This window comes from Vibrio sp. M60_M70, assembly GCF_037162085.1.
Taxonomy (GTDB): Bacteria; Pseudomonadota; Gammaproteobacteria; order Enterobacterales; family Vibrionaceae; genus Vibrio; species Vibrio diabolicus.
Genome location: NZ_JARLUL010000001.1, coordinates 1967664 through 1991166, shown reverse-complemented (window position 1 = coordinate 1991166; position 23503 = coordinate 1967664). Strand labels below are relative to the sequence as shown.

Annotated in this window: 19 protein-coding genes and 1 pseudogene; 16 read left to right on the top strand and 4 right to left on the bottom strand. The window is 44.7% G+C overall.

Annotated features, from left to right (window positions below; genetic code table 11):
* The first annotated feature begins 144 nt into the window (after window positions 1-144).
* The 8 genes from P4S59_RS09175 to P4S59_RS09140 all read left to right on the top strand — a co-directional run bounded on the left by P4S59_RS09175 (window position 145) and on the right by P4S59_RS09140 (window position 8971).
* The gene (locus tag P4S59_RS09175) at window positions 145-801 is read left to right on the top strand and encodes a GTP cyclohydrolase II (RefSeq protein WP_005394759.1); all 657 of its coding nucleotides are present in this window, start codon (window positions 145-147) and stop codon (window positions 799-801) included.
* A 176-nt stretch (window positions 802-977) separates the two neighbouring features.
* Window positions 978-2240: an imelysin family protein gene (locus P4S59_RS09170; RefSeq protein WP_005394757.1), complete on the top strand. Its 1263-nt coding sequence runs from the start codon at window positions 978-980 to the stop codon at window positions 2238-2240.
* A 97-nt stretch (window positions 2241-2337) separates the two neighbouring features.
* Window positions 2338-3720: a di-heme oxidoreductase family protein gene (locus P4S59_RS09165; RefSeq protein ID WP_337168276.1), complete on the top strand. Its 1383-nt coding sequence runs from the start codon at window positions 2338-2340 to the stop codon at window positions 3718-3720.
* Window positions 3721-3730: 10 nt separating this feature from the next.
* Window positions 3731-4768, top strand: a complete 1038-nt coding sequence (locus P4S59_RS09160; RefSeq protein ID WP_337168275.1) for an imelysin family protein — start codon at window positions 3731-3733, stop codon at window positions 4766-4768.
* Window positions 4749-5831 carry a DUF1513 domain-containing protein gene (locus P4S59_RS09155; RefSeq protein WP_337168274.1) on the top strand — a complete coding sequence of 361 codons (1083 nt, stop codon included), beginning with the start codon at window positions 4749-4751 and terminating at the stop codon, window positions 5829-5831. Before P4S59_RS09160 ends, P4S59_RS09155 begins: the two co-directional genes overlap by 20 nt.
* Before the next feature lie 141 nt (window positions 5832-5972).
* A complete protein-coding gene (locus tag P4S59_RS09150; RefSeq protein WP_065646586.1) occupies window positions 5973-7514 on the top strand; it encodes a L,D-transpeptidase family protein in 1542 nt (513 codons plus the stop codon).
* 166 nt (window positions 7515-7680) lie between these two features.
* On the top strand, window positions 7681-8229 hold the full coding sequence (locus tag P4S59_RS09145; protein WP_048625700.1) for a DUF882 domain-containing protein: 549 nt from the start codon (window positions 7681-7683) through the stop codon (window positions 8227-8229).
* Between the two features lie 85 nt (window positions 8230-8314).
* Entirely contained in the window at window positions 8315-8971 is a 657-nt protein-coding gene (locus P4S59_RS09140; protein ID WP_048625699.1) for an MBL fold metallo-hydrolase, read from the top strand.
* Window positions 8972-8989: 18 nt separating this feature from the next.
* Here P4S59_RS09140 and P4S59_RS09135 read toward each other — a convergent pair whose 3' ends face one another.
* Entirely contained in the window at window positions 8990-9655 is a 666-nt protein-coding gene (locus P4S59_RS09135) for a DUF2982 domain-containing protein (protein WP_337168273.1), read from the bottom strand.
* A 273-nt stretch (window positions 9656-9928) separates the two neighbouring features.
* Between P4S59_RS09135 and P4S59_RS09130 the strand changes: the two genes are divergently transcribed.
* The 6 genes from P4S59_RS09130 (at window position 9929) to P4S59_RS09105 (ending at window position 15931) form a co-directional block, all read left to right on the top strand.
* Window positions 9929-10333, top strand: a complete 405-nt coding sequence (locus tag P4S59_RS09130; RefSeq protein WP_005394736.1) for a hypothetical protein — start codon at window positions 9929-9931, stop codon at window positions 10331-10333.
* A 414-nt stretch (window positions 10334-10747) separates the two neighbouring features.
* A complete protein-coding gene (locus P4S59_RS09125; RefSeq protein WP_005394734.1) occupies window positions 10748-11839 on the top strand; it encodes a TRAP transporter substrate-binding protein in 1092 nt (363 codons plus the stop codon).
* Between the two features lie 115 nt (window positions 11840-11954).
* Window positions 11955-12494 (top strand): TRAP transporter small permease subunit, encoded by a 540-nt coding sequence (locus tag P4S59_RS09120; RefSeq protein WP_047009966.1) that lies wholly within the window; start codon window positions 11955-11957, stop codon window positions 12492-12494.
* A gap of 12 nt (window positions 12495-12506) precedes the next feature.
* Window positions 12507-13793 (top strand): TRAP transporter large permease, encoded by a 1287-nt coding sequence (locus P4S59_RS09115; protein WP_337168272.1) that lies wholly within the window; start codon window positions 12507-12509, stop codon window positions 13791-13793.
* 151 nt (window positions 13794-13944) lie between these two features.
* Entirely contained in the window at window positions 13945-15300 is a 1356-nt protein-coding gene (locus P4S59_RS09110) for a cache domain-containing protein (RefSeq protein ID WP_012841643.1), read from the top strand.
* Window positions 15293-15931, top strand: coding sequence for a response regulator (locus P4S59_RS09105; protein ID WP_005394727.1), 639 nt, complete (start codon window positions 15293-15295; stop codon window positions 15929-15931). The genes P4S59_RS09110 and P4S59_RS09105 overlap by 8 nt, the downstream gene beginning before the upstream one ends.
* Before the next feature lie 40 nt (window positions 15932-15971).
* Here P4S59_RS09105 and P4S59_RS09100 read toward each other — a convergent pair whose 3' ends face one another.
* On the bottom strand, window positions 15972-16448 hold the full coding sequence (locus tag P4S59_RS09100; protein ID WP_031780419.1) for a MarR family winged helix-turn-helix transcriptional regulator: 477 nt from the start codon (window positions 16446-16448) through the stop codon (window positions 15972-15974).
* Between the two features lie 387 nt (window positions 16449-16835).
* On the opposite strand from P4S59_RS09100, the gene P4S59_RS09095 reads away from it, so the two are divergent.
* Together P4S59_RS09095 and P4S59_RS09090 are read left to right on the top strand one after the other, a co-directional pair.
* A complete protein-coding gene (locus P4S59_RS09095) occupies window positions 16836-18407 on the top strand; it encodes a BCCT family transporter (RefSeq protein WP_005394723.1) in 1572 nt (523 codons plus the stop codon).
* Between the two features lie 230 nt (window positions 18408-18637).
* On the top strand, window positions 18638-20521 hold the full coding sequence (locus P4S59_RS09090) for a methyl-accepting chemotaxis protein (protein ID WP_114323220.1): 1884 nt from the start codon (window positions 18638-18640) through the stop codon (window positions 20519-20521).
* Between the two features lie 70 nt (window positions 20522-20591).
* Here P4S59_RS09090 and P4S59_RS09085 read toward each other — a convergent pair.
* Both P4S59_RS09085 and P4S59_RS09080 read right to left on the bottom strand, forming a co-directional pair.
* Window positions 20592-21310 (bottom strand): annotated as a pseudogene (locus tag P4S59_RS09085) (3'-5' exonuclease).
* A gap of 8 nt (window positions 21311-21318) precedes the next feature.
* Window positions 21319-23208 (bottom strand): DUF294 nucleotidyltransferase-like domain-containing protein, encoded by a 1890-nt coding sequence (locus P4S59_RS09080; protein WP_005396868.1) that lies wholly within the window; start codon window positions 23206-23208, stop codon window positions 21319-21321.
* Window positions 23209-23503 lie beyond the last annotated feature (295 nt).

Sequence of the window (23503 nt, the reverse complement as noted above, 5' to 3'; positions counted from 1 at the left end):
CAAAATTGTTATACTATAACAATTCGTCAGCGCGGGGAGTTGTTCTCTTTGGCTGTCTTTAGGGGATAACTGCTCTCAATTGTGATCTCTATATTGAAAAATGCGGTATCAATCCCCATAGTTGAAGAGCAATGAGTGAATCCCATGAATGCAATAACGAAAACGCATCAAGCGCATCAAGCAATAAATCGAGTGAGTATAGATATGGCGGAAGTACGTGCCAGAGTAGATTTTAAAGTCGGGGCTAAAAGTAATATCGATGCTGAAATCCTGTCTTTTCGTGGCCTGAAGACAGATAAAGAGCATGTGGCAGTTATCTTTAGGCAAGCGGATCAAACGCAAGAAACGCCTTTGGTGCGTATGCATTCAGAATGTCTTACTGGTGATGTTTTTCACTCATCCCGTTGTGATTGCGGCGAGCAATTAGAAGAAACCATTCAACGCATGGGCGAATCTGGCGGTATTATTTTGTACCTACGTCAGGAAGGTCGTGGTATTGGTCTATACAACAAGATTGATGCGTACCGTTTGCAAAGCCAAGGTATGAACACCTATGAAGCAAACAACCATTTGGGCTTTGACGATGACCTTCGTGATTTCACTGAAGCAGCGCAAATGCTCGAAGCATTAGGTGTAAGTAAAATTCGCCTTGTGACCAACAACCCTAAGAAAATCCGTGAATTAGCAGAATACGGCATCGAGATTGTTGAGGTTGTCAATACCTCTGCACATATTAAAGATGGTAATGAAAGCTACCTAAAAGCAAAAGTTTCTCATGGTAAGCACAATCTAAAATTCTGATTTTATTTATTAAATTATCAGTTTTGCATGTTAAAAGCCTCACAATGATGAGGCTTTTTTTGTATCTAGAGTTGAAAATAAATTGTAAATTTGTATTATCTCGTGACTAATAGTGCAAATAAGAATAATTAGCACTACTAATAAAACAAATAAATTGCTCAACAAGGATGCTTCAGATGAATGCAAAAACAGTTTTAGTCCAATCTATTGCTGCATCACTCCTCATTGCCAGTGGTTCTACCGTTGCTGCCCAAGTAACGAAACAACAAGTCGTTGAACATTATGCAGACGTTGCACATGCAGTCTTTGCTGACTCAGTGACAACGGCGAAAACGCTCGACGTAAAAATCGACGAATTTCTAAAATCGCCATCAGCGGATAAGCTTGAAGAAGTAAAACAAGCGTGGCTAGACTCTCGCGTTCCGTACCAACAATCTGAAGTATTCCGTTTTGGTAACGCGATTGTTGATGACTGGGAAGGGCAGTTAAATGCCTGGCCACTTGATGAAGGCCTAATTGACTACGTCGCGACAGATTACCAATATGAACTCGGTAACGAAGGCGCTGCTGCAAACATCATCGCAAACACCAGTTTACAGATTGGTGCTTCTAAACTAGACGTTGCAAAAATTACTCCAGAATTGCTAGCGGATCTCAACGAAGTAGGTGGTTCTGAGGCAAACGTTGCGTCAGGTTACCACGCGATTGAATTCTTACTTTGGGGTCAAGACCTAAACGGCACAAACGCAGGCGCAGGTCAGCGCGCTTACACAGACTTCGTTGTCGGTCCTGAGTGTACGAATGGTCACTGTGACCGTCGTGGTGAGTACTTAAAAGCGGCAGCCGATCTACTGGTTCAAGATCTTGAGTGGATGGAAAAACAGTGGTCTGCGGAAGTGAAAGGCAACTACCGTGAAACGCTTCTTAATGATTCTGCGGATAATGGCCTACGTAAAATGTTGTTCGGTATGGGGTCATTGTCTTTAGGTGAGCTTGCTGGTGAGCGCATGAAGGTGGCGTTGGAAGCAAACTCGACAGAAGATGAGCACGATTGTTTCTCAGACAATACGCACAACTCTCATTACTACAACGAGCAGGGCATCTATAACGTTTACACAGGTCTTTACAAGCGTGAAGACGGCACATTGCTTTCTGGTCCGAGTATTGCTGACCTAGTGGCTCAAAAAGACAAACAAGCAGCTAAAGAGATCCAGAAGCAGTTTGATGTTACGCGTAATCAAGTTGGTAAATTGGTTACGTCTGCGGAGAAGAACAACCAACACTTCGACCAGTTAATTGCAGCGGGTAATGCACAAGGCAACACGTTAGTGAATGACACCATCATGTCATTGGTTGCTCAAACCGGTTCAATTGAACGTGCTGCGGGTATCATTGGCATTGATAGTCTAAGCCCTGATACTGCAGACCACGAGTTTTAATCAAAGTACAAAAAATAATTGAAAGGGCTCGTTTGAGCCCTTTACCGTTTTAACTCGCTGTTATCCCACCCCTCTTGTTGTGTTTTAGAGCAATGATATGAAGCCTTACTTAATTTCGGCCTTGGCCGTGATCTTTTCTTCTACTGCTATCGCGTATGATGTGAAATCTGGTGGACAAACGAGCGTCAAAAAAGAAGGCGCCAACGCGTATTCTCTTCCTGCCGCGAACCTTCCTATGAGTAAACGTCTTGATTTTAGCGTGGGCAATAGTTTTTTCCGCAACCCTTGGGTACAAGCGCCAGCGTCTACCGATGCCAGAGATGGTTTGGGACCTCTTTTCAATACAAATGGTTGTCAAAACTGCCACATCAAAGATGGTCGTGGTCATCCTCCAGAGCAAAATGATTTGCATGCGGTGTCCATGTTATTGCGTTTGAGCATCCCTGCGATGACGTCAGAACAAAAAACAGCGTACATCAGAGACGGCGTTATACCTGAGCCGACTTATGGCGGCCAGCTCCAAGACTTTGCCCTGCAAGATCAAACGCCAGAAGGAAAAATCGAAATCACGTACACCGATGTGCCAGTGAAGTTTAAAGACGGTACGACGGTGACACTAAGAAAACCTCATTTGAATATTACCGATCTAGGTTACGGCGATATGCACCCTGATACGGAATTTTCAGCACGCGTGGCACCGCCAATGATCGGCCTTGGTTTGTTAGAGAGTATTCCTGACGAAACGCTACTGGCTTGGGTTGATGAACAAGATGCCAACAAAGATGGCATCTCAGGCAAAGTAAACAAGGTTTGGGAGATTGAGAAGGGCGACTTCTCAATTGGTCGTTTTGGCTGGAAAGCCGGACAGCCGACGTTAATGCAGCAAAATGCAGCAGCATTCAATGGTGATGTGGGTCTGACGAGCCATTTATTCCCCAATGAAAACTGTACCTCGAAACAAAGTATTTGTGACGACATGCCAAATGGCGGCAAACCAGAAGTGAGTGAAAATATTCTCGACTTCGTTGAGTTTTACAGCCAGCACTTAGCCGTACCTATTCGCCGAAATGTGAACGATCCTAGCGTGAAACTCGGTCAGAAAATCTTTGCTGCATCTGGCTGTGAAAGCTGCCATAAGACCAGTGTCAAAACGGCGAAGCGACCAGAGTTACCAGCGCTTTCTGAGCAGCTTATCCATCCATATACAGACATGCTTCTGCATGACATGGGTGAAGGTTTAGCCGATAACCGTCCTGAGTACTTAGCAAACGGTCGTGAATGGCGAACGGCACCCCTATGGGGCATTGGTTATACCGAAGAAGTAAACGGGCATACTTACTTCTTGCATGATGGCCGCGCCCGTAATCTGATGGAAGCGGTATTGTGGCACGGCGGTGAAGCGGAAACGGCGAAACAAAACGTCTTAGCACTGAATAAAAAAGAACGTGACGCATTGATTGCGTTTCTGAATTCTCTATAAGGAAGCAACCATGAAAAAAACACTGTTAGTGAGTGCGATTGCCGCAACGTTAAGTTTGGTTGGTTGCCAATCGACCATCGGTTCGAGCTCTGCCAAGCCTGAGAGTACAAGTCATATTTCTCAAGCGGTCTACGAAGTTGAGTTTCAATCTGCGCAGACGTTTTTAGCGCAAACCACAGAACTTGAACAAAGCTTCGCGGATTACTGCACATCAGAGACGAAAGATGATGCGCAAGTAAAACAGCAATGGCACCAAACTATGCTGGCGTGGATGGCATTACAAGGTCAAGAGCGTGGCCCTGCTACGGCGTTGGAGCAAAGTTGGAATGTCCAGTTTTGGCCAGATAAAAAGAACACCACTGGCCGAAAAATGTCTGTGCTGACGAAATCTGACCAAGTTTGGAGTGCGGAAAAGATCTCCACGCAAAGTGTTACTGTGCAAGGCCTAGGTGCACTAGAATGGCTGCTTTACGATAAAGCGTCGACCTTATCTAGCAACAGCAATACCTGTGCGACAGGCATTGCTGTTGCAGAAAACCTCGATAACAAAGCGCAGATCATCGCGGATTCTTGGGCAGAAAACCCTTGGAAATCGCTAGAGATGACGGAATGGGAATCTGAGTACATTTCACTGCTTTCGAATCAGCTTGAATACAGCATGAAGAAGTTGAGCCGACCGTTAGCGAAGATTGGTAAGCCTCGCCCGTATTTCTCAGAATCGTGGCGTTCAGAAACCTCGCTTTCAAACCTAAAAGCCAGCCTTCAAGGGATGGAAGCGTTGTACTTTGCTAACGGAAACGGTCTAGATGCGCTACTTAGAGAGCAAGGCCATGCAGATCTCGCAGACCGTGTCGTTCATCAGTTTGAAATGGCGTTAGAAACTTGGCCAGAAGATAAGAGCTTGTTTGCTGCACTACAAACAAAAGAAGGCTATCGCATGGTGCTTGCTCAGTACAATAAGCTAGAGCAATTGAAGTACCTGATTCACGAAGAAGTGGCGATCGAGATTGGCGTAGTTATAGGATTTAATGCAACCGATGGGGACTGATCAAACGCGCCGAACCTTATTGAAAGCCGCACTCTTTGGTGCGGCCGCACCTATGATGCCATTTGGTTGTGCTTCAACACGTTCACGTCAACCAGCGTTGATTGGCTGCTCAATCATCGGCCGAGATAAATACGCAGCGGTAGTGGCCGATGAGCATGGTATGCCGCTATCTTCGTTGCCGATTCCTGAGCGTGGTCATGGTGTGGCGACCAACCCACAAGGTCACGCTGTGGTCTTTGGTCGTCGACCAGGAACTTTCTTCATGGTGTTTGATTATCGCTCTGAGCAGATGATCAAGCTGCAGCTAGCAAAACCGGATCGCCATTTCTATGGTCATGGTGTTTACTCCCGTGACGGCACGTTGCTATTTGCGACAGAAGGAGAAAGGGGCACAAGCCGTGGGATCATCGGTGTTTATGATGTGCAGAAGCAATATCAAAAAATCGATGAGTTAACGGGTTTTGGTCTAGGTCCTCATGAAGTGATCATGATGCCTGATGGCGCATTAGCGATTGGCGTCGGTGGCGTACACACCAACGGGCGTGAACCGCTCAATCTTGATAGCATGAGACCAAGCCTGAGTTACCTTTCACAAGAAGGTGAGCTGTTGGATCAAGTCTCTTTACCAGATCATAAGTTGAGCATCCGTCATTTAGCGCATGATGGTGCAGAGACGGTACTGTGTGGTCAGCAATATCGTGGAGAGCCGGATGAATACCCAGCTTTACTTGCGATGCACACTCGTGGTGGTGAGATGCAATCTTTGCATGCGGAACCCGAAGAGTGGGCGAGGTTTAATCACTATGTCGCGAGTATCGCGGCGACGGATGAATGGATCCTTGCGACTTCTCCTCCAGGCAGTTGTTATGGGATATGGTCTAAATCTACAGGAAAATTGGTAGAACTAAGTGCGTTACCAGACGCCTCTGGTGTTGTGGTCTATGGCGATGAGTTCCGAGTCAGCTCTGGTGCTGGCAAAGTGGTTGAGCAAAGGCCAACGACACATAAAAGCGCTTCTTTTAGTGGTGTTCAATGGGATAACCATTGGTCAAAGATTGTTTGAACCCAAATAGATAAAGAAACTTGATGTTAATTTCAACATCAGATTCTTAATTTTAAACCTGCAAGCTGTGAGATATTTGCCATACTTTTCATTATGGCAAGTAGCGCAAGGATCGTTTCAGTGTTTGCTAGGGTTTTAATCATGACGGCACTTATGGTGCCGTTTTTCAGCTTTTCTACCGTCGTTTCTCTCGAAGCTTCTGCACAAACAGAGCAAGAGGGAGCGGTACAAAAGCTGTCTGTCGAAAAAATGATCCATTATCCAGAGGTGATTGACCAGCTTTATCAAAGTACTAATTACCGTTTGAACTGGGAAAATGAAAGCGATATTGAGCAGTTTCTTTTTCAAGTAAACCTGGTTGCTCTTGCTGGCGTCACGGACGAATTCGAGAATCAACTCCATCGTATAAACCAAGTTCGATGGCAGGGAGATAACCTCGACTTTGATTTGGTAATGACAGATTCACTCTTGATGTATCTCAGCTATCTCGAGCAGCTCCCTGAAGAAGGTATCAATTGGTTATTTGCTAACAAAGCCCACGTGATTTTACCTGCCCCTAGCATCGATACTTTGTCCGTACTGAGTAACGAAATTACGGTAGGCAAACTTAGTCAATTCTTAGCAAGCCTTCGCTCTCCTTTACAAACGGACGAAGCTTTTTATTCCGCTTACTCCTCTTTATCCGAGCACGCTCAGTATCAATATCCAATCTATGAACAAACGGGCCTTGCCCGTGTCGGTGACCAATTAGAAAATAAACCGCTTCTGATTGAGCGTATGGAAGTGGTTGGTGTGGATGTATCGTATTTAGATATCACGACCCAACAGTATGATGAAGAATTAGAGTTAGCGGTGAAAGAGTTTCAGCGTATTCATGGCTTGAAAGAGGATGGGGTGATTGGCCCGAATACCATTCGATGGATCAACTTTTCTCCTCAAGAACGATTGCATCTATTGGCGCTGAACTCAGAACGTTCAAGGATTTGGTCCAAAGACAGAGATAATGTTGTCTTTGTAAATGTACCTGGATACGAAGTAACGTATTGGCACGATGGTCAACCGTTGTTCGAGTCTAAAGTTGTGGTTGGCAGAGCCTCAAGAAAAACACCAATCATGTCGGGGACTCTTGACTCCGTCATTCTCAACCCCACATGGAATGTGCCATGGACCATAATGGTGAAAGACATCATTCCTAAAGTGAAACGTAATCCGATGTATTTGATTAACCATAACATTCAAATCATCCGGTCTTGGACGTCAAACGAAATTATTGACCCTACAACCATCAATTGGGCGACGGTGAATCCGAGAACATTTCCTTATCGTATGCGGCAGGCATCGGGCTTACACAATGCATTGGGATTGTATAAGTTTAATATGCCAAACCCCCAAGCTATCTATTTGCATGATACGCCAAGTAAAAACTTGTTCGAACGAGATAGACGCGCATTCAGTTCCGGGTGTGTCCGCGTTGAACATGCCGACCAACTGGCGGAGCTCTTATTCAAAACTCAGGGATTAGAAGAACGCCTAGCGAAAAAACGGGAAAGTACGCGTCGCTCTAACACGTCGGTCCCTTTAGGAGAACGCATCCAAGTGCACATTATTTATCAAACCGCATGGCTAGAAGAGGGAACACTTTACTACCGAGATGATATCTATAAATACGATCACCGTAGTTGAAATCTTTAAGTAAAATTTACAAAACTAAGAATCTTCTGTTTGCTCAATAATTAAGCGTCAATCACCACATCTTAAAATTAGGGTGGAGCGATTTATGCAATTGACGTGACAAAGGTGTTTGGGTAATGTCCGCGACTTGTTTAGTTGTTGAGCATTGTTTTTTGAAATGGTAAGTCGTAATTTTTCCCGCCGAGATTTCCTTAAAATGACCGCTGGTGGCGTAGTATTGGCATCTGCCTTGCCATCGATTTCATGGGCTTCATTCCCTGACGAGCCACGTGAGTTGGCGATGAACAACCTTAATACTGGAGAGCTCCTCGAAACATGCTATTTCGATGGTAGACGCTATCTTGATGATGAACTAAAAAAGCTGAATGAGTTTTGTCGTGATCACCGTCGAAACGAAGTTCATCCTATGGATCGACGCTTGTTCGATCAAATCAGCCAGATTCAAAAGCTGATCGGTACAGATGCAGAAGTCATTGTAATTTCTGGTTACCGTTCGCCTTTGACCAATGCGTCCCTGCGCAAAGGGGCTAGCGGAGTGGCAAAGAAAAGTCTTCATATGGAAGGTAAGGCCATAGACTTCCGTCTTGATGGAGTGAAATTGTCTACTGTACGCGATGCAGCAATTAGCTTGAAAGCTGGTGGTGTTGGGTATTATCCAAGTAGTAACTTTGTCCATATCGACACAGGTGCTGTGCGTTCTTGGTAAGTCAATAGCAAGCCTTGAAGTCGCATGGGGTTAGTGTCATAGTTGCGCCAGTTTTAACGCAAATTTGTTTGGTAATAGGTTTTCTATGGCTCTGAAATACCAAGTTGTCCCAGTGACATCTTTTTCTCAAAACTGTTCTATCGTGTGGTGTGATGAAACGATGAAAGGCATCGTTATTGACCCAGGCGGTGACGAAAAGCAACTTGCTATGCTCATTAAAGAGCTTGGCATCGAGATCGTCAACTTGGTGCTAACTCATGGTCACCTAGATCATGTTGGCGGAACAGAGCCGCTGGCTGCAATGCTTGGTGGTACTGAGATCATTGGTCCTCATAAAGCGGATAATTTTTGGCTACAAGGTCTAGAAGGGCAAAGCCAAATGTTTGGTTTCCCATTGACTGAAGCCTTTGAACCGCATCAATGGTTAAATGAGGGTGACACTGTCACGTTTGGTAATCAAGTATTAAAGGTATTCCACACACCAGGTCACACCCCTGGTCACGTTGTTCTTTATAGTGAAGAAGCGCGATTGGCGTTTGTGGGCGACGTATTGTTTAACGGTAGCATTGGCCGAACTGACTTCCCACAAGGTGATTTCAATACCTTGATTAGCTCTATCAAAGAGAAATTGTGGCCTTTAGGCAATGATGTCACGTTTGTCCCTGGTCACGGCCCTCAATCGACTTTCGGTCACGAACGTAAAACTAACCCGTTCGTTGCTGACGAGATGCCGCTTTACTAAAAGCGCGTGTAGTCAGCATTATTCTGGCCCGGCGGCAGCTAAGTATCGCCGAGTCAGTCCCACAAAATCCTCTGCTTCACGATCTAGGTCACTGGCTGATATAAACAGATCGTAGCCGTAAAATCCTCTTTGATATTTCATACGGTTGGCGAGCATCGCCAGTAAGCCTTTATACTCAATCCCATTGCTGTTTATGTATGGCTTAGGATCAAGCACCATATCTTCAAACTTTTCTTCACACTGATTCTGCTTAGCACCTAAATAAAGTAGTGCGCGTTGGCTAAGGAGAATTTCTGTCGCTATACGAGGGCAGATCGAATCCAAATAAGGTGAGTAGTGTTTTAGACGAATACCAATCCAAGGTAGCGGCTGATGCCACCCTTCCTGCTGGTAGCTACAAATCCCTATTGACTCAATATTTCGCCATCGGACGACCCATCCGCCTTTAAAAAGATGTTGTTGGAAGTGAGAAGCTGTCAGCGTAAAAGTGACTTGGCTTTTTTTGATCATCAAGATGGCGAAACCAACAATTGCAGACATCAAAATGACCGACAACATGGCTTGCTTCCATCCCGGCGAAATGACAACCAAAAACAGGGTTATCAGTGCAACGAGCAACAAAAGTATTCTGTTGATAGGGGAGTCGGGTTTGAAATGTGAATTTGTTAGGTGCAGCGTTTCCATGCTTATAACCTCATCGAATACTTGATCAAAAATGCGTGGATGACTAAATGTGCATTGACTTGCATTTGAAATAAAAGAAACCTCTGTTTTTATACCCAGTATTCAATAAATCCGTTCATAAAATATCTGATTAAATAGTAGACGTTCTATGCTTTGAGCGCATTTTTCATCGCGTTTCGCCGCTAAAACCTACAAATTGCTTGTGAATTTTGGTATAAAACGCGCTTCAAATTTTCATCCCTGCTGAGATGCAGTGAACTGGAGAAATATTCAATGAGACTTGCTCATAAGCGTAAAGTGCAGATGAAACTGCAAAAACGCATTAAAGCGACAGTAGCAAACTTAGCTGCAGCACCTAAAGCAGTGAAGCCTGTTGCCGAAAAAGCAGTAGCACCTTCTGTTGCTGAAAAAGCTGTTGCGGAGAAAGTAGTAGCTGAGAAAAAAGTAGCTGCAGTGAAAACAGTTGATGTTGCCCTTACTCCTAAGCAACAACAAGTATTAGACATCGTTGTAGCAAATGCTGAAGGTATTAACCCTAAAGGCATTGGTCTAGCTGCAGGTCAAGAAGATACTAAAGCGGCATCATGGGCTACTGGCGCACTGAAGAAGCTTCTTGAAGAAAACCTAGTTCAAAAAGAGCAGTTAGCAGGTAACAAAGTTATCTACAAAGCAGTTTAATTACCGCTACCGTTCTAGATTGAATACCTCGGCCAATGCCGGGGTATTTTTTTATCTTCGTATTGAAAGTAATCCATTAGGTATTGATTTTAACGCTGCCAATAAGTGCTTTGTCACATTTTCTTAAATACTATGTAAATTTTTTGGCAGAGAAGTACGTACGTATCATTTTTCTTTTTACATCGTTAAGGGAAAAGTAACTCATTAATTTTATGATGGTTAAACTTGTTGTATAACAGCTGTCCTACGTAGTTATACGTAATACCTAAGGCTAATGTCTTATTGATGAATTACTCGCTTCCGTGTTCATGCCCATTTCGCATTCGACAACATTGTTACATCTTTTATACCGAATACAGCCAATCCTAATGAAATGGATGACAACAATAACCTTGGTGATAAAGGACGTGAACGATGAGTCTAATCCAAAAATCTTTAAAACGAGTGCTCAAAACAACCGCTGTCGTTGCCGCGATGACATTCGTTGTGACTTCTGCAAATGCTGCTGAAAAAGTCTATCGTTTAAAGCTTGCTGAAACTTGGGGACCTAACTTCCCGATTTTTGGTGATGCGACAAAAAACATGGCAAAAATGGCAGAGGAGATGTCCAACGGGCGTCTGCAAATCCGTATTGATTCCGCAAACAAGCACAAAGCGCCTTTTGGGGTGTTTGATATGGTTAAGTCTGGCCAATACGACATGGGCCACTCGGCGTCTTACTACTGGAAGGGCAAGGTTCCAAACACACTTTACTTCACTTCTATGCCTTTCGGTATGTTACCAACTGAGCAGTATGCGTGGTTTTACTACGGCGGTGGTATGGAGCTGATGGAGAAGGTGTACTCTCCACATAATTTGATGTCTTTCCCTGGCGGTAATACCGATACTCAGATGGGCGGGTGGTTCCAGAAAGAGATCAAGTCCGTCGAGGATTTGCAGGGTTTGAAAATGCGTATCCCAGGTTTTGCTGGTGAGATCTTGGCAGAGCTAGGTGCAAAACCAACGAATATCGCCCCTGGTGAACTATATACCTCTCTAGAGCGTCGCACAATTGATGCCTTGGAGTGGGTTGGTCCATCATTGGACTTGCGCATGGGCTTCCACAAAATCGCGCCATACTACTACACAGGTTGGCATGAGCCAGCAACTGAGCTTCAGTTCCTTGTTAATAAGCGTACTTGGAACCGTCTACCTGATGATCTAAAAGCGATTTTACAAGTAGCAATGAAAACCGCCGCTTACGATATGTACACGCAATCGAAACACGAAAGTGGCAAAAACTGGGCATCTATCAAATCTGAATACCCAAATGTTGAAGTCAAAGACTTCCCGCCTGAAGTAGTAGCTGCGTTGCGAGAAGCAAACGATCGTTTGTTGAAAGAGCACGCAGAAAAAGATGCTTTGGCGAAAGAGATTCAAGAGTCGCAAGCGAACTACATGAATCAAGTTCGACCTTGGTCAGACATTTCACACCGAGCTTACTTAAACAGTCAAGCTCAACAATAACGTTATGACGCAGGCGACGCCGAGAGGTTTAGCCTGCGAACGAAGCCCAAGAAAACTTCATAATGAATGCTCCGCACCATAGCGGAGCGTATCCAAACGTTCCACGGAGTTCGGAATGAGAAGTCTTATTTATATTGAGCGATTATTTAACCGCTTTAGCGATTTTCTCGGATGGTTGTCCAGCATCCTGTTTATTTTATTGTTGGTGAATGTGGTTTACGACGTTGTGATGCGATATGTATTCAACGATGTATCCATTGCATTCCAAGAAATGGAATGGCATCTATTCTCCGCCGTATTTCTGCTTGGTGTGCCTTACGCGATTAAGTCTGGTGGCCATGTTCGCGTCGACATTTTTTATGAACGCTTATCTTACAAAGCACAATCCATCATCGACATCATAGGCACGCTATTTTTCTTATTCCCTTTTTGCCTACTGGTGGCTTGGTTTGGTGTCGATTTCGCCAAAGAAAGTTACGCGCTAGGCGAGACGTCTGGTGACCCAGGCGGATTGCCATATCGTTGGATCATCAAGGCGATGATTCCGCTGTCATTTTTCTTTATGGCAGTCAGTGGCATTGGACTGCTGCTGCATTCGATCAACAAGATTGTTAATCCTCATCTTATCTATGCCGGTAATAACGGTAAGTCGTAAAAGGAAGTCATTATGATCGGTATAGTGATGTTTTTTGTCGCGCTCTTTGCGCTTTTATTGGGATTCCCCGTTGCCTTTACTTTTGGCGGTATTGCACTGATTTTTGGTGTTTGGGCTGAAGGCATCGAGATGTTTGCTTTCATGCCATATCGTATTCAATCCATTATGGAAAATACGGTGCTAATGGCCGTACCATTGTTTGTCTTCATGGGACTAGTACTTCAGAAGACGAAGCTTGCAGAGCAACTGCTTGAGTCGATGGGACGTCTGTTTGGCGGCGTCCGTGGTGGTATTGCTATTTCGACAGTATTAGTTGGTGCATTACTTGCCGCGTCAACGGGCGTAGTCGGCGCATCGGTTGTTGCGATGGGGCTGATCTCACTGCCTGTGATGCTTAAATACAATTACGACAAAGGCTTGGCGTGCGGGACTATTTGTGCGTCTGGTACCTTGGGACAAATTATCCCGCCTTCTATCGTGTTGATCTTGTTAGGGGATGTACTCGGTGTTCCGGTCGGGGACTTATTCCAAGCTGCAATCAGGCCCGGTATCACGCTCGTCGGCGCCTATGTTATCTACATTCTTATTTACGCGAAGTTGAATCCTCAAGCCGCACAGGCGATAGAGCGCGATGAGTCGATCAGTCGAAAGCAAGAAGTGTTCACCGCGCTGAAAGCCGTTTTACCGCCACTAGCACTGATCATTGTGGTATTGGGCTCCATCTTTGCAGGGATTGCAACGCCAACAGAGTCAGCGGCTCTGGGCGGCGCTGGTGCGATAGTCCTGTCGTTACTGTATAAGCAGTTTAGTTGGTCGATGATTTATGATGCATCGAAAGAAACCGTTAAAGTAACCGCAATGGTCTTTGCTATTTTACTAGGGGCAACCGCCTTCTCAATGGCATTTACCTACACTGGCGGTGATTATCTAGTCGAAGAGTGGATGTTAGAATTGCCTGGAGAAAAGTGGGGCTTCCTCATCATTACCATGGTGGTGATTCTGATTTTAGGCTTCTTTATCGACTTCGTTGAAATCTGCTTTATCATTGTGCCAATTATTGCGCCGGTCGCTGAGTTGATGGGCATTAATATGACGTGGTTTGCGATTCTTATCGCAATGAACTTACAGACATCATTCCTCACACCGCCATTTGGCTTTAGTTTGTTCTATCTAAAAGGCGTCGCACCAGCAGGTGTCACTACGCGAGATATTTACAAAGGTGTGATGCCGTTTATCGCGATTCAAATTGTCGTGTTGGCTTCTTTGCTGTTCTTCCCTGGCTTTTATGGCATGAGTTGATCACTCGATAATAAAAGAGATTTTGTGAACTGAGAGTTTTTACCTTTTGAGACAAGTTGTTAAGCTGCTATTTATGTCTAGGCGGACGAAGTAGAGTTATTTGTGCTGCTAAGATAGTGAGCTGTAAAGCAGCGTTTCATGGAGGAAAGGGATGCCTCTCAAAGCAAAGTTAATTCTGCTGACATTGATACCCGTGGTATTGGTGTCAGCGAGTATCAGTTGGATTTCTATCTATCAAACCAAGACTCTTGGCAAAAGGGAGGTAGAGATCTTTCATCAAAACCTGATCCAATCAAAAGAGGCGGCGCTCAAAGACACGGTCGACGTCGCCTTTGACTCCATTTCTTATATTTACAACGATCCAACCTTAGAAGAGGGCGTTGCTAAAACACGCGTGAAAGCGATTTTAAACCGTTTAAGCTACGGAGCAGACGGCTACTTTTTCGCTTACGATAAATACGGTACCAACCTTGTACATCCTGTTCTTCCAGAGCTAGTCGGAGAGAACTTACTCTATCTTGAAGACGAGAATGGCGATCGTCTAATCGAAGCTTTGTTGTATCAAGCTCAATCAGGTGGCGGATTTCATCAGTACCTGTGGCAAAAGCCATCTACGGGTGAAGTAGTCCCAAAGCTTAGCTACGCCGCATGGCTCGATAAGTGGGAATGGATGATAGGGACAGGGCTCTATATTGAGGACGTCAGTCAAGAAGTTGCCAATATGCGTGCTGCGGTGAACAAAAATATCGAAACGACTTTTTTCTCGGTCGTCGTGATCTTAGCGGTGACCGTTGCTGTAATTATCGTTCTCACTTTAGCGATCAATTTGCATGAACACCGTCTTGCCGATAAAAACCTTAAAGAGTTGGCACATAAAACCGTCATGTTTCAAGAGGATGAGAAAAAGCATCTAGCGAGAGAGTTGCATGATGGAATCAACCAGTTGTTAGTTTCTAGTAAATGTCATTTGGATTTAATGAGTCATAGACTGGAAGACGAAAAACTCAAATCCCACTTAGACAAATCGCAACGCTCATTGGTCACCGCGATAAATGAAGTAAGGCATATTTCTCATCAGCTCCGTCCTAGCGCCCTTGATGATATCGGCTTAGAGGCGGCACTGACCACTTTACTGCAAGACTTTCACTCTCACTCTGGGATTGATATAGAAAGTAATTTTGATACTCAGCAGTACAAACTGACGTCGGAAGTCGCGACGACCTTGTATCGTGTTGCTCAAGAGTCTTTGAACAACATCGAAAAACACGCAAGAGCGAAAAAAGTGACGGTTACTTTGCAAAAAATGGGCAATATGCTGCAATTACTCATACGTGACGACGGTGTTGGCTTTGTGGTTAACCAAGCAGTGCACCAACAAGGGATTGGGTTAAGGAACATGCAAGAGCGTGTAGAGTTCATTGGTGGTGAGTTTGAACTGATGAGTGAGCTTGGTTTAGGAACAGAGATTACCGTGCTGCTTAATTTGGATGAATTAGTTTATGGATAAACCGATTAGTGTGGTGATTGTTGATGATCATCAAGTGGTCTTAGATGGCTTCATGGCTCGCTTGGAGTTAGAGCCTGATATTGAAGTGGTCGGTACAGCAAGCAATGGGCTGGAAGCGATTGAAGTCGCAAAGCACCTTCAGCCTGATGTCATCTTGATGGACATTAGCATGCCGATAATGAACGGTATTGAAGCGACTGGGGTAATTAAAGAAGAGCGACCAGAAAGCAAAATACTTATGCTGACCATGCACGATAACCGTGAATACATCATGAAGGTCATGCAAGCTGGCGCAGTAGGGTACATGCTCAAGGAAATTTCGGCCGAGAAAATGGTGCAAGCAATAAAAACGGTGAATCAAGGTTCAACGTATTTCTGTGAGTCTGTCACACAAACGCTTTTTACCCAAGAGGTGGTGCCAGCCACTCAAAAAACGAATCCACTTAGCCGCAGGGAAGAAGCGGTGCTTAAATTAGTCGCTCAAGGAAACAGCAGTAAGAAAATCGCCACACTACTTAACATTAGCTACCGAACGGTAGAGACGCATCGCCACAACATTAAGCACAAGTTGGATTTACATTCGACGGCGGAGCTAGCGAAATATGCGTTTGAAACAGGGTTAACGGAGTAGGAGAGTAGTGCCCGCAAAAAGCGAGCACGTGAGAGCGAAATTAATCGACTTTTGTAATGCTGCCAAGCTCGAGCATTGGAGCGACATCGATATCCTCTGCATTCATCATTGTTGAGATGCGTTGAACGGAAGATAGCAGCAAAGACTGCTCCCATTCTTCCAATTTTTGGAATCGATTAATGAAGTGTTCCTGCAATGGCGTTGGTGCTTGCTTTAGGGCTTCTTGGCCTTTGCTGGTAAGTACAGCATGCACTTTACGTTTGTCTTGAACACTGCGCTGACGCTCAACAAACTGGCCTCGTTCTAGTCTATCTAGAATGGTCGTTGCGGTCGCTTGGCTCATGTTAGTGTGGCTAGACAACTGTTTAATCGTTACGTTATCTAACTCATTGATAGCACGCATCAAAATCAACTGTGGAGCGGTCAATCCAGACTCTTTGCTCAGCTTTTTAGAATGTAAATCAATAGCGCGGATGATCTGACGAATCGAGACCAATACTTCTTCGTACTTTTCCAATTTATTCATCCAGTCTGTAGGGAACATTTATCGAGGCGACACTAACTTAAATGCGCCCTTATTTAAAGGGGTGGAATCAAAAATTACCACTACAATTTTAAGTAGTGTCTCCAATTTCATTTTGTCGCGTCGTGTAGACAAAATAAGAAGACCTAAAATTATTATAGCAATAAATGTTTGTGGTCTAAATATTGCGCTAGTGGTTTATCCTTTTAAAGGCGGAAATTGCTGAGTGAAAAGTAAGTTATTGGATTTTTTCATAGCAAAAAGATAGACAAAAACGTGTCAAATGATAGGATCTTGCGCCTTCACGGAATGTAAAACGTATCGTGTTCGAAAGATTTTTTTGTTTGGTACGTAAAAACAGTACAAAAATAGAGAGGAACGATGACAAAGGGTATAGATAAGTACAGTATCGATAGTACCGACTATACGGTAGGTCAAGACAACGTTCAAAAATGGGGTTTTGATGTTCATAACCCAGTTTTTGGTATTAGTGCAGGTTTAATTGCGCTGTTTCTTGTCGCTGCATTAGTTCTAGATGCACATACCGCAAAGACGGCACTTGATGGGCTGAAATGGAAGATCATTGGTTCATTCGATTGGTTGTTCATTATTGCAGGTAATATTTTCGTTATTTTCTGTTTGGCACTTATCGTTTCGCCAATGGGTAAAATCCGCTTAGGTGGTAAAGACGCTGTTGCCGATTACTCGTTCATGTCATGGCTTGCAATGCTATTTGCGGCTGGTATGGGTATCGGTTTAATGTTCTGGAGTGTCGCAGAACCTGTCGCTTACTTCACTGGTTGGTATGAAACGCCACTCGGTGTTGAAGCAAATACACCAGAAGCAGCGAGATTGGCACTGGGTGCGACGATGTTCCACTGGGGTCTTCACCCATGGGCAATTTACGGTGTTGTAGCACTTTCTTTAGCATTCTTTGCCTACAACAAAGGTTTACCGCTTTCTATGCGCTCGATCTTCTACCCGCTTCTGGGTGATCGCGCGTGGGGTTGGGCTGGTCATATCGTGGATATCTTGGCCGTTCTTGCGACCTTGTTTGGTCTTGCAACGTCACTGGGCTTAGGTGCACAACAAGCGGCAAGTGGTATTCATCACGTATTTGGTGTTGAGCCAGGCCTGGGCCTACAAATCGTCGTCATTACCGTTGTAACTTTGCTTGCTGTTGTTTCAGTGGTACGTGGTATTGATGGTGGCGTTAAAGTCATTAGTAACATCAACATGGTTGTGGCGTTCTTGCTACTGATTCTTGTTGGTCTTATCGGTTGGGCGGCGAGTTTAGGCTCGATTCCAACCACACTTATGGCATACGTAGAGAATATTATTCCGCTAAGTAACCCGTTTGGTCGTACAGATGAAGCATGGTTCCAAGGCTGGACAGTATTCTACTGGGCTTGGTGGATTTCATGGTCACCATTCGTAGGTATGTTCATTGCGCGTGTTTCTCGCGGTCGTACCGTTCGTGAATTCATTACAGCCGTTCTACTGGTTCCAACCGCTGTTACGGTTGTTTGGATGTCAGTATTTGGTGGTCTAGCGATCGAGCAAGTTGTTGATAAAGTAGGTGAGTTGGGCACGAATGGTTTGACTGACGTTTCACTTGCTATGTTCCAAATGTTCGATGTTCTTCCATTTGGTAGCATGCTTTCAATCATTGCTGTTGTGTTGGTACTTGTGTTCTTTATCACGTCTTCTGACTCTGGTTCACTTGTTATCGACAGCATCACAGCGGGCGGTAAAGTCGACGCTCCTGTACTTCAACGTGTTTTCTGGGCATTTATGGAAGGTGCAATTGCGGTTGCTCTACTGTGGATTGGTGGCTCAGAAGCGGTTCAAGCGCTTCAGGCAGGTGCAATTTCTACAGCACTACCGTTTACCTTCATTCTTCTTGCAATGTGTGTGAGCTTATTGATGGGTATGAGAACAGAACGTCAATAACTCAGGCATTTTATAAATCTGTCTGAGTAACAAGTAATCAAAAGGCCAGCATTTTGCTGGCTTTTTTTGTGCGGTTTTTATGACGGTGAGACAAAAAAATGACACATGAAAGTTCATATTTTACAAAGAGTTAATGTGCTATTTTGTTTTTTAAAAATTAGTGAATAGTCGTGAAAAAGTGTGTAATATTCACACACCTTAACTGTTCTCCCAACTCAAAAACTATAAATATGAAATTATCATTAAAACAAAAGCTTATTGGCGCAAGCCTTTCTGCTGTTGTTGTGATGGCAACAGCACTTACTTGGTTGTCGGCTGGTCAATTATTTGATCAGACTCGTTCAGGTGTCTATTCACGTGCGCAAAGTCTAAGTACTACTGCGTCAGAAGGAATTTCTGATTGGGTCAATATCCGTAAAGATATTGCTACTGCATTCAACGACTACTCGACAGAGCAAGACGTTGTCCCTTTCCTACAACAAGCTCGCAAGGCTGGTGGCTTTGATGACATCTTCCTTGGTACACCAAACGGTGATATGTATCGCTCTCACCCTGAGCGTAACCGTGCTGATTACGACCCTCGTACTCGTCCTTGGTACAAAGATGCTAACGCCGCAGGTAAGCAGATCATCACAGCTGCATATCAAGATGCAATCACTAACGCGCTGCTTGTAACCATTGCTGAGCCAGTAATGAAAAATGGTCAGTTTGTTGGTGTTGTTGGTGCAGATGTACTGATCGATCAGCTTATCAGCGACGTGATTAACCTAGATGCAGGTGAAAATGCGCATGCGATGTTAATCGATATGAACGAAGGTACGTTCCTAGCGCATCCAGATAAAAGCTTAACGCTTAAGCCTATCACCAGTGTTCTAAAAGACTTTTCAGAAGATGCAATCGAGCGCGCTGCAGATGAAGGTCGTATCGAAGATACGGTAATCAAAGGCAAAGAGAAGCTTTACTACTTTAATAAAGTACCTGGCACGCATTGGATGTTCGCGATTGAAATGGATCGCGCAACGGAAGAAGCAGGGCATGCGGTATTGCTACGTGACCTATTGATCACTGCAGTGATGATCACCATTGTGGTTATTCTTGCGGTATCTTGGTTGGTTGGTTTCTTGTTCCGTGACTTGAGCCGCGTATCAAATGCACTTGAGGAAATTGCATCTGGTGAAGGTGACTTAACGCAACGACTAGAACCACGCAGTGATGATGAAGTAGGTAAACTGGCTGAAAACTTCAACCGCTTTGTTGGCAACATGCACACGATGGTGACCAAGCTTAGCCACGTATCATCTGCGCTTTCAGAGCAAGCACGCACGACGGCACAGCAAGCTGAAGAGCGCAGTCAGCGTATCTCTTACCAGCAAGATGAGATCAACATGGTGGCGACGGCTGTGAACGAAATGGCAGCAGCGACACAAGAAATTGCAGGTAATGCAGATAGCACGGCAAGTAACTCAGAGGAAGCGGTTCAAGCTTGTTCACACGGTTCTAGCCAAGTGACTCAGACGCAAGGTTCTATCCAGAACTTGGCGCAAGAAGTTCAAGTCGCCACTGATGTGATTCAAGAGCTAGAAGCACACGGAAATAGCATCAATACGATTCTATCAACGATTCAAGGTATTGCTGAGCAAACAAACCTACTTGCACTTAACGCGGCAATTGAAGCAGCACGTGCAGGTGAACAAGGCCGTGGCTTTGCTGTGGTTGCGGATGAAGTTCGCGTATTGAGCCAACGCACTCATGCTTCAACGCAAGAGATTCAAGAAACTATCGAGATGTTACAGGGCACAACAGCGAAAGCGGTTGGCATCATGGGTGATAGCCGTCGTCTGGCTGACACCAGTGTTGATGATGCAAACGCGGCTGCAGCGAGCTTGACGCAAATCCATACTGCTGTTGAGCGCATCAGTGACATGGCAACGCAGATTGCATCGGCGGCAGAAGAGCAAGCATCGGTAACAACCGAGATCACGCGTAATACTGAAGGCATTCGTGACGTTTCTAACGAGCTGTCGGTAGAAGCTCATCAAGCAGCAGAACAAGCTGCCCACCTATCTGAGCTTTCACACGAATTAGAGCAAGAGATTCAACGCTTTAAGCTGTAATCGGATACCGACCTAAATAAAAAGGAGCCATTTGGCTCCTTTTTTGATCGCTTATTAAGCTAGCAAGACGTTATAGCCAGAACTCACTAATCGGTTGCTCTTCGCTATAATGATGGGCGATTTGCGCTTGTAGCAGTTCTGCCGTAGCAATTGCATCGGTTAATGCATGGTGAGGGGTATAGTCTGGCAGACCATAACGGCGTCGAGATTGCGCTAGCCGAACCGATTCTGGCTTTTTCCCTTTTAAACGCTCCCAGAGTGAGCCAGAGCGTTTCTGTTGAATGGTTTCTTCAAGATGCAGCGTATCTATCACTGGAAACTCAATTCCTTCCCCTAATCGGCTTTTGAGTGCTTTATCCAGAAATTCTCTCTCGATACGACGATAATGCACAACAATGATTTTTCCGCTTAAGCATGGTAGTAGCTCGCTTAAGATGTCGCCCAAGTCAGGTGCATCGATCAATTCACTGTGAGTAATACCATGTATGATTACCGAGTCTTCATCGAGTGCTCGCTGCGGGCGAACTTTCCAATGACGTGAATTGCGCAAAAAAATCCGCTTCAAGTTAAACGGCACTAAACCAATGGTAATGATGTCATGTTTCTCGGGGTTCAACCCCGTCGTTTCGAAATCTAGCGCGACGAACTCCACCTCAGACAGGGGGTCTCTGGTGCCGGTGGTTTATTGCTATAAAACGCAATTAAATTCTCATCTTTAGCCATCTCCAACTTTTGTTCAAATTTCGTTGGCCACTGAATGGTTGGCTTCTGAAAGAGCTTTTTGATCATGTTCAACCTCACTTAAAGCTCTTATTCGCTTGGTAGCGGAACTTAAGGAAGTTCTGACCATTGCTTAGGATTTGGAAAGCATCTTTTAGGTTACGACGTTCAAATTCAGAGAGATTTTCTGGTTCGATATTGTTATCTGGGTCAATGCCTAATTCCACGTCCGTCGCTTGGTGACGAATACGCACCATGGAAATAAACTCTAGTGCGTCTTTTAAGTCTTGTGCACGACCTTTTGGCAAAATGCCAGCATCAATGATGTCGTCGAGACGCTCAAACGAGTTCTGTGCACGTGAGCCAACCGCCAGAGAGTGAACGCGAATTAAGTCGACCAGAGGAGCCGTACCGCGACGTTTGAGGTTGATGGAGTTGTTGTGTCTGCCATCTTTCTCCATCACAAAGTCTTTAAAGAAGCCAAGTGGCGGCGTTCGGTTAAGTGCGTTGCGAGCCAGACAGGCTAAGAAGCGATTGTTTTTACGCGCACGACGAACAATAAAGCTGGTTAATTGTTCTGCCCATTTTAAGCGACCGTAAACGCCATCCAAATCGAAAAAGATGGACGCGTTGAGTAGCGCTTTCGGATTCGGGTTATCAATCCAGTCAGCGAAGCACTCTTCCCACTCTGAACGAGTCATGCGCCATAATGGGTTGGTTGCCATAATATCGCCCGTACAATACTTGTAGCCACAGGCATCTAATCCATCACTGACGTATTTCGCTAAAGCTTCGAAGTACTTACCATGTTTCTCTTCTTGGTAGGTCTCATCTAGAATGATGGCGTTATCTTGGTCAGTCACCAACAGTTGCTCATCACGTCCCATTGAGCCAAGTGCAAGGAAACAATAAGGAATTGGTGGTGGGCCAAGCTCTTCTTCAGCCATTTCTAACAGACGCTGTTTGAAGCTTCGACCAATCACGGACATCGCACTGCCCACCATGTGTGAGTTGGCATCTTCGTTGACTAGGCGTACAAAGCTGCTTTTTACTTCTTCAGCAACAACTGCCAAATCTTCGATGGTCTGTTGTTGGAAAATGCTGCTCACCAATAAGAGCGAGTTTTGTGATTCATAACGAACAATGTCGGTTGTTTCGATAATACCAATAGGCAATTGGTTTTTAACCACAGGCAGATGGTGCACGTTGTAACGCAGCATGGTTAACATTGCTTCATAGATGTAGGCATTGTGATCAAGAGACATGACTTCAGTGGTCATCACACTTGATACATCGTCCTGTGGAGACAAGCCTTCGGCCAACACACGGGTACACAAGTCACGGTCAGTAATAATACCAAGTACCGGAGACTGTGGGTCATCTTCGTCACGAACGAAATCTGGATCGACGATAAGTAGAGCAGATACGTTGTCATTCGCCATCTGCTGCGCGGCTTGCTGGATTGTTTGACCACGATCAATCGTATGAGCATCGCCAGTCAGCAAGGTTTTCACTTTCGATGTCGTCAGGTCATTGGCATCTTTGTTTTCTGAAATGGCTTGGCGTAAACGAGCACTATTTTCCACTTCGACAAAGTCTGCAAAGGAATCAAAGTTGTCGTATATCTCTTGGAAAACGTCACCAGGAATACAATAGAGCAGAGTATCTTCAATGGCTTTTACTGGAAAGCGTACTTTGTTGTTGGTTAGCATTCCCATTTGACCAAAGAGGTCACCTTCATCAAGACGGTTATAAAGCTCTCCTTTACGTCGATAAACTTCTACGACCCCGCTTCGCACCACGTAGAGATCTTGGATATAGTCTCCAAAATGGATAATTGGGGTATCTTCTCGGTAGTACGAGATCTCGACACTCTCTGTCACCTTGTTTAGTGTTTCTTCAGGGAGTTCATTGAACGGGGGGTACTTGGCGAGAAAGTTATAAATCTCGAGAAGTTCTGCATCCATCGAAGGTGCCTTTTAGTTCGCAAATAATAAAGTAATCTTAACTTAGTTTTAAAACAGAGTCTTATCTGAACCTTGATTTTCGTGCTCAGTCATAAGATTCTGACATATCGCACGATAAGGAATCGGCATTTCTACTACTATATAGTCACTTAAAAGGTGAGCGGACGTGGTCGATATATTTGGACCAATGCTTGATTTAGAGGCATAGCAGATTTCAAATCGTTACTGCGTCTGTAAACTAAGTTATTTTTGTTGAACTAAGCCACTCAAGGTGATTTGGGGGCGGTGTTTAAAT

Bases quoted from the DNA above. Each gene is read 5' to 3' on its own strand.
- P4S59_RS09175 (WP_005394759.1), top strand. From the start codon at position 145: ATGAATGCAATAACGAAAACGCATCAAGCGCATCAAGCAATAAATCGA.
- P4S59_RS09170 (WP_005394757.1), top strand. From the start codon at position 978: ATGAATGCAAAAACAGTTTTAGTCCAATCTATTGCTGCATCACTCCTC.
- P4S59_RS09165 (WP_337168276.1), top strand. From the start codon at position 2,338: ATGAAGCCTTACTTAATTTCGGCCTTGGCCGTGATCTTTTCTTCTACT.
- P4S59_RS09160 (WP_337168275.1), top strand. From the start codon at position 3,731: ATGAAAAAAACACTGTTAGTGAGTGCGATTGCCGCAACGTTAAGTTTG.
- P4S59_RS09155 (WP_337168274.1), top strand. From the start codon at position 4,749: ATGCAACCGATGGGGACTGATCAAACGCGCCGAACCTTATTGAAAGCC.
- P4S59_RS09150 (WP_065646586.1), top strand. From the start codon at position 5,973: ATGACGGCACTTATGGTGCCGTTTTTCAGCTTTTCTACCGTCGTTTCT.
- P4S59_RS09145 (WP_048625700.1), top strand. From the start codon at position 7,681: ATGGTAAGTCGTAATTTTTCCCGCCGAGATTTCCTTAAAATGACCGCT.
- P4S59_RS09140 (WP_048625699.1), top strand. From the start codon at position 8,315: ATGGCTCTGAAATACCAAGTTGTCCCAGTGACATCTTTTTCTCAAAAC.
- P4S59_RS09135 (WP_337168273.1), bottom strand. From the start codon at position 9,655: ATGGAAACGCTGCACCTAACAAATTCACATTTCAAACCCGACTCCCCT.
- P4S59_RS09130 (WP_005394736.1), top strand. From the start codon at position 9,929: ATGAGACTTGCTCATAAGCGTAAAGTGCAGATGAAACTGCAAAAACGC.
- P4S59_RS09125 (WP_005394734.1), top strand. From the start codon at position 10,748: ATGAGTCTAATCCAAAAATCTTTAAAACGAGTGCTCAAAACAACCGCT.
- P4S59_RS09120 (WP_047009966.1), top strand. From the start codon at position 11,955: ATGAGAAGTCTTATTTATATTGAGCGATTATTTAACCGCTTTAGCGAT.
- P4S59_RS09115 (WP_337168272.1), top strand. From the start codon at position 12,507: ATGATCGGTATAGTGATGTTTTTTGTCGCGCTCTTTGCGCTTTTATTG.
- P4S59_RS09110 (WP_012841643.1), top strand. From the start codon at position 13,945: ATGCCTCTCAAAGCAAAGTTAATTCTGCTGACATTGATACCCGTGGTA.
- P4S59_RS09105 (WP_005394727.1), top strand. From the start codon at position 15,293: ATGGATAAACCGATTAGTGTGGTGATTGTTGATGATCATCAAGTGGTC.
- P4S59_RS09095 (WP_005394723.1), top strand. From the start codon at position 16,836: ATGACAAAGGGTATAGATAAGTACAGTATCGATAGTACCGACTATACG.
- P4S59_RS09090 (WP_114323220.1), top strand. From the start codon at position 18,638: ATGAAATTATCATTAAAACAAAAGCTTATTGGCGCAAGCCTTTCTGCT.
- P4S59_RS09080 (WP_005396868.1), bottom strand. From the start codon at position 23,208: ATGGATGCAGAACTTCTCGAGATTTATAACTTTCTCGCCAAGTACCCC.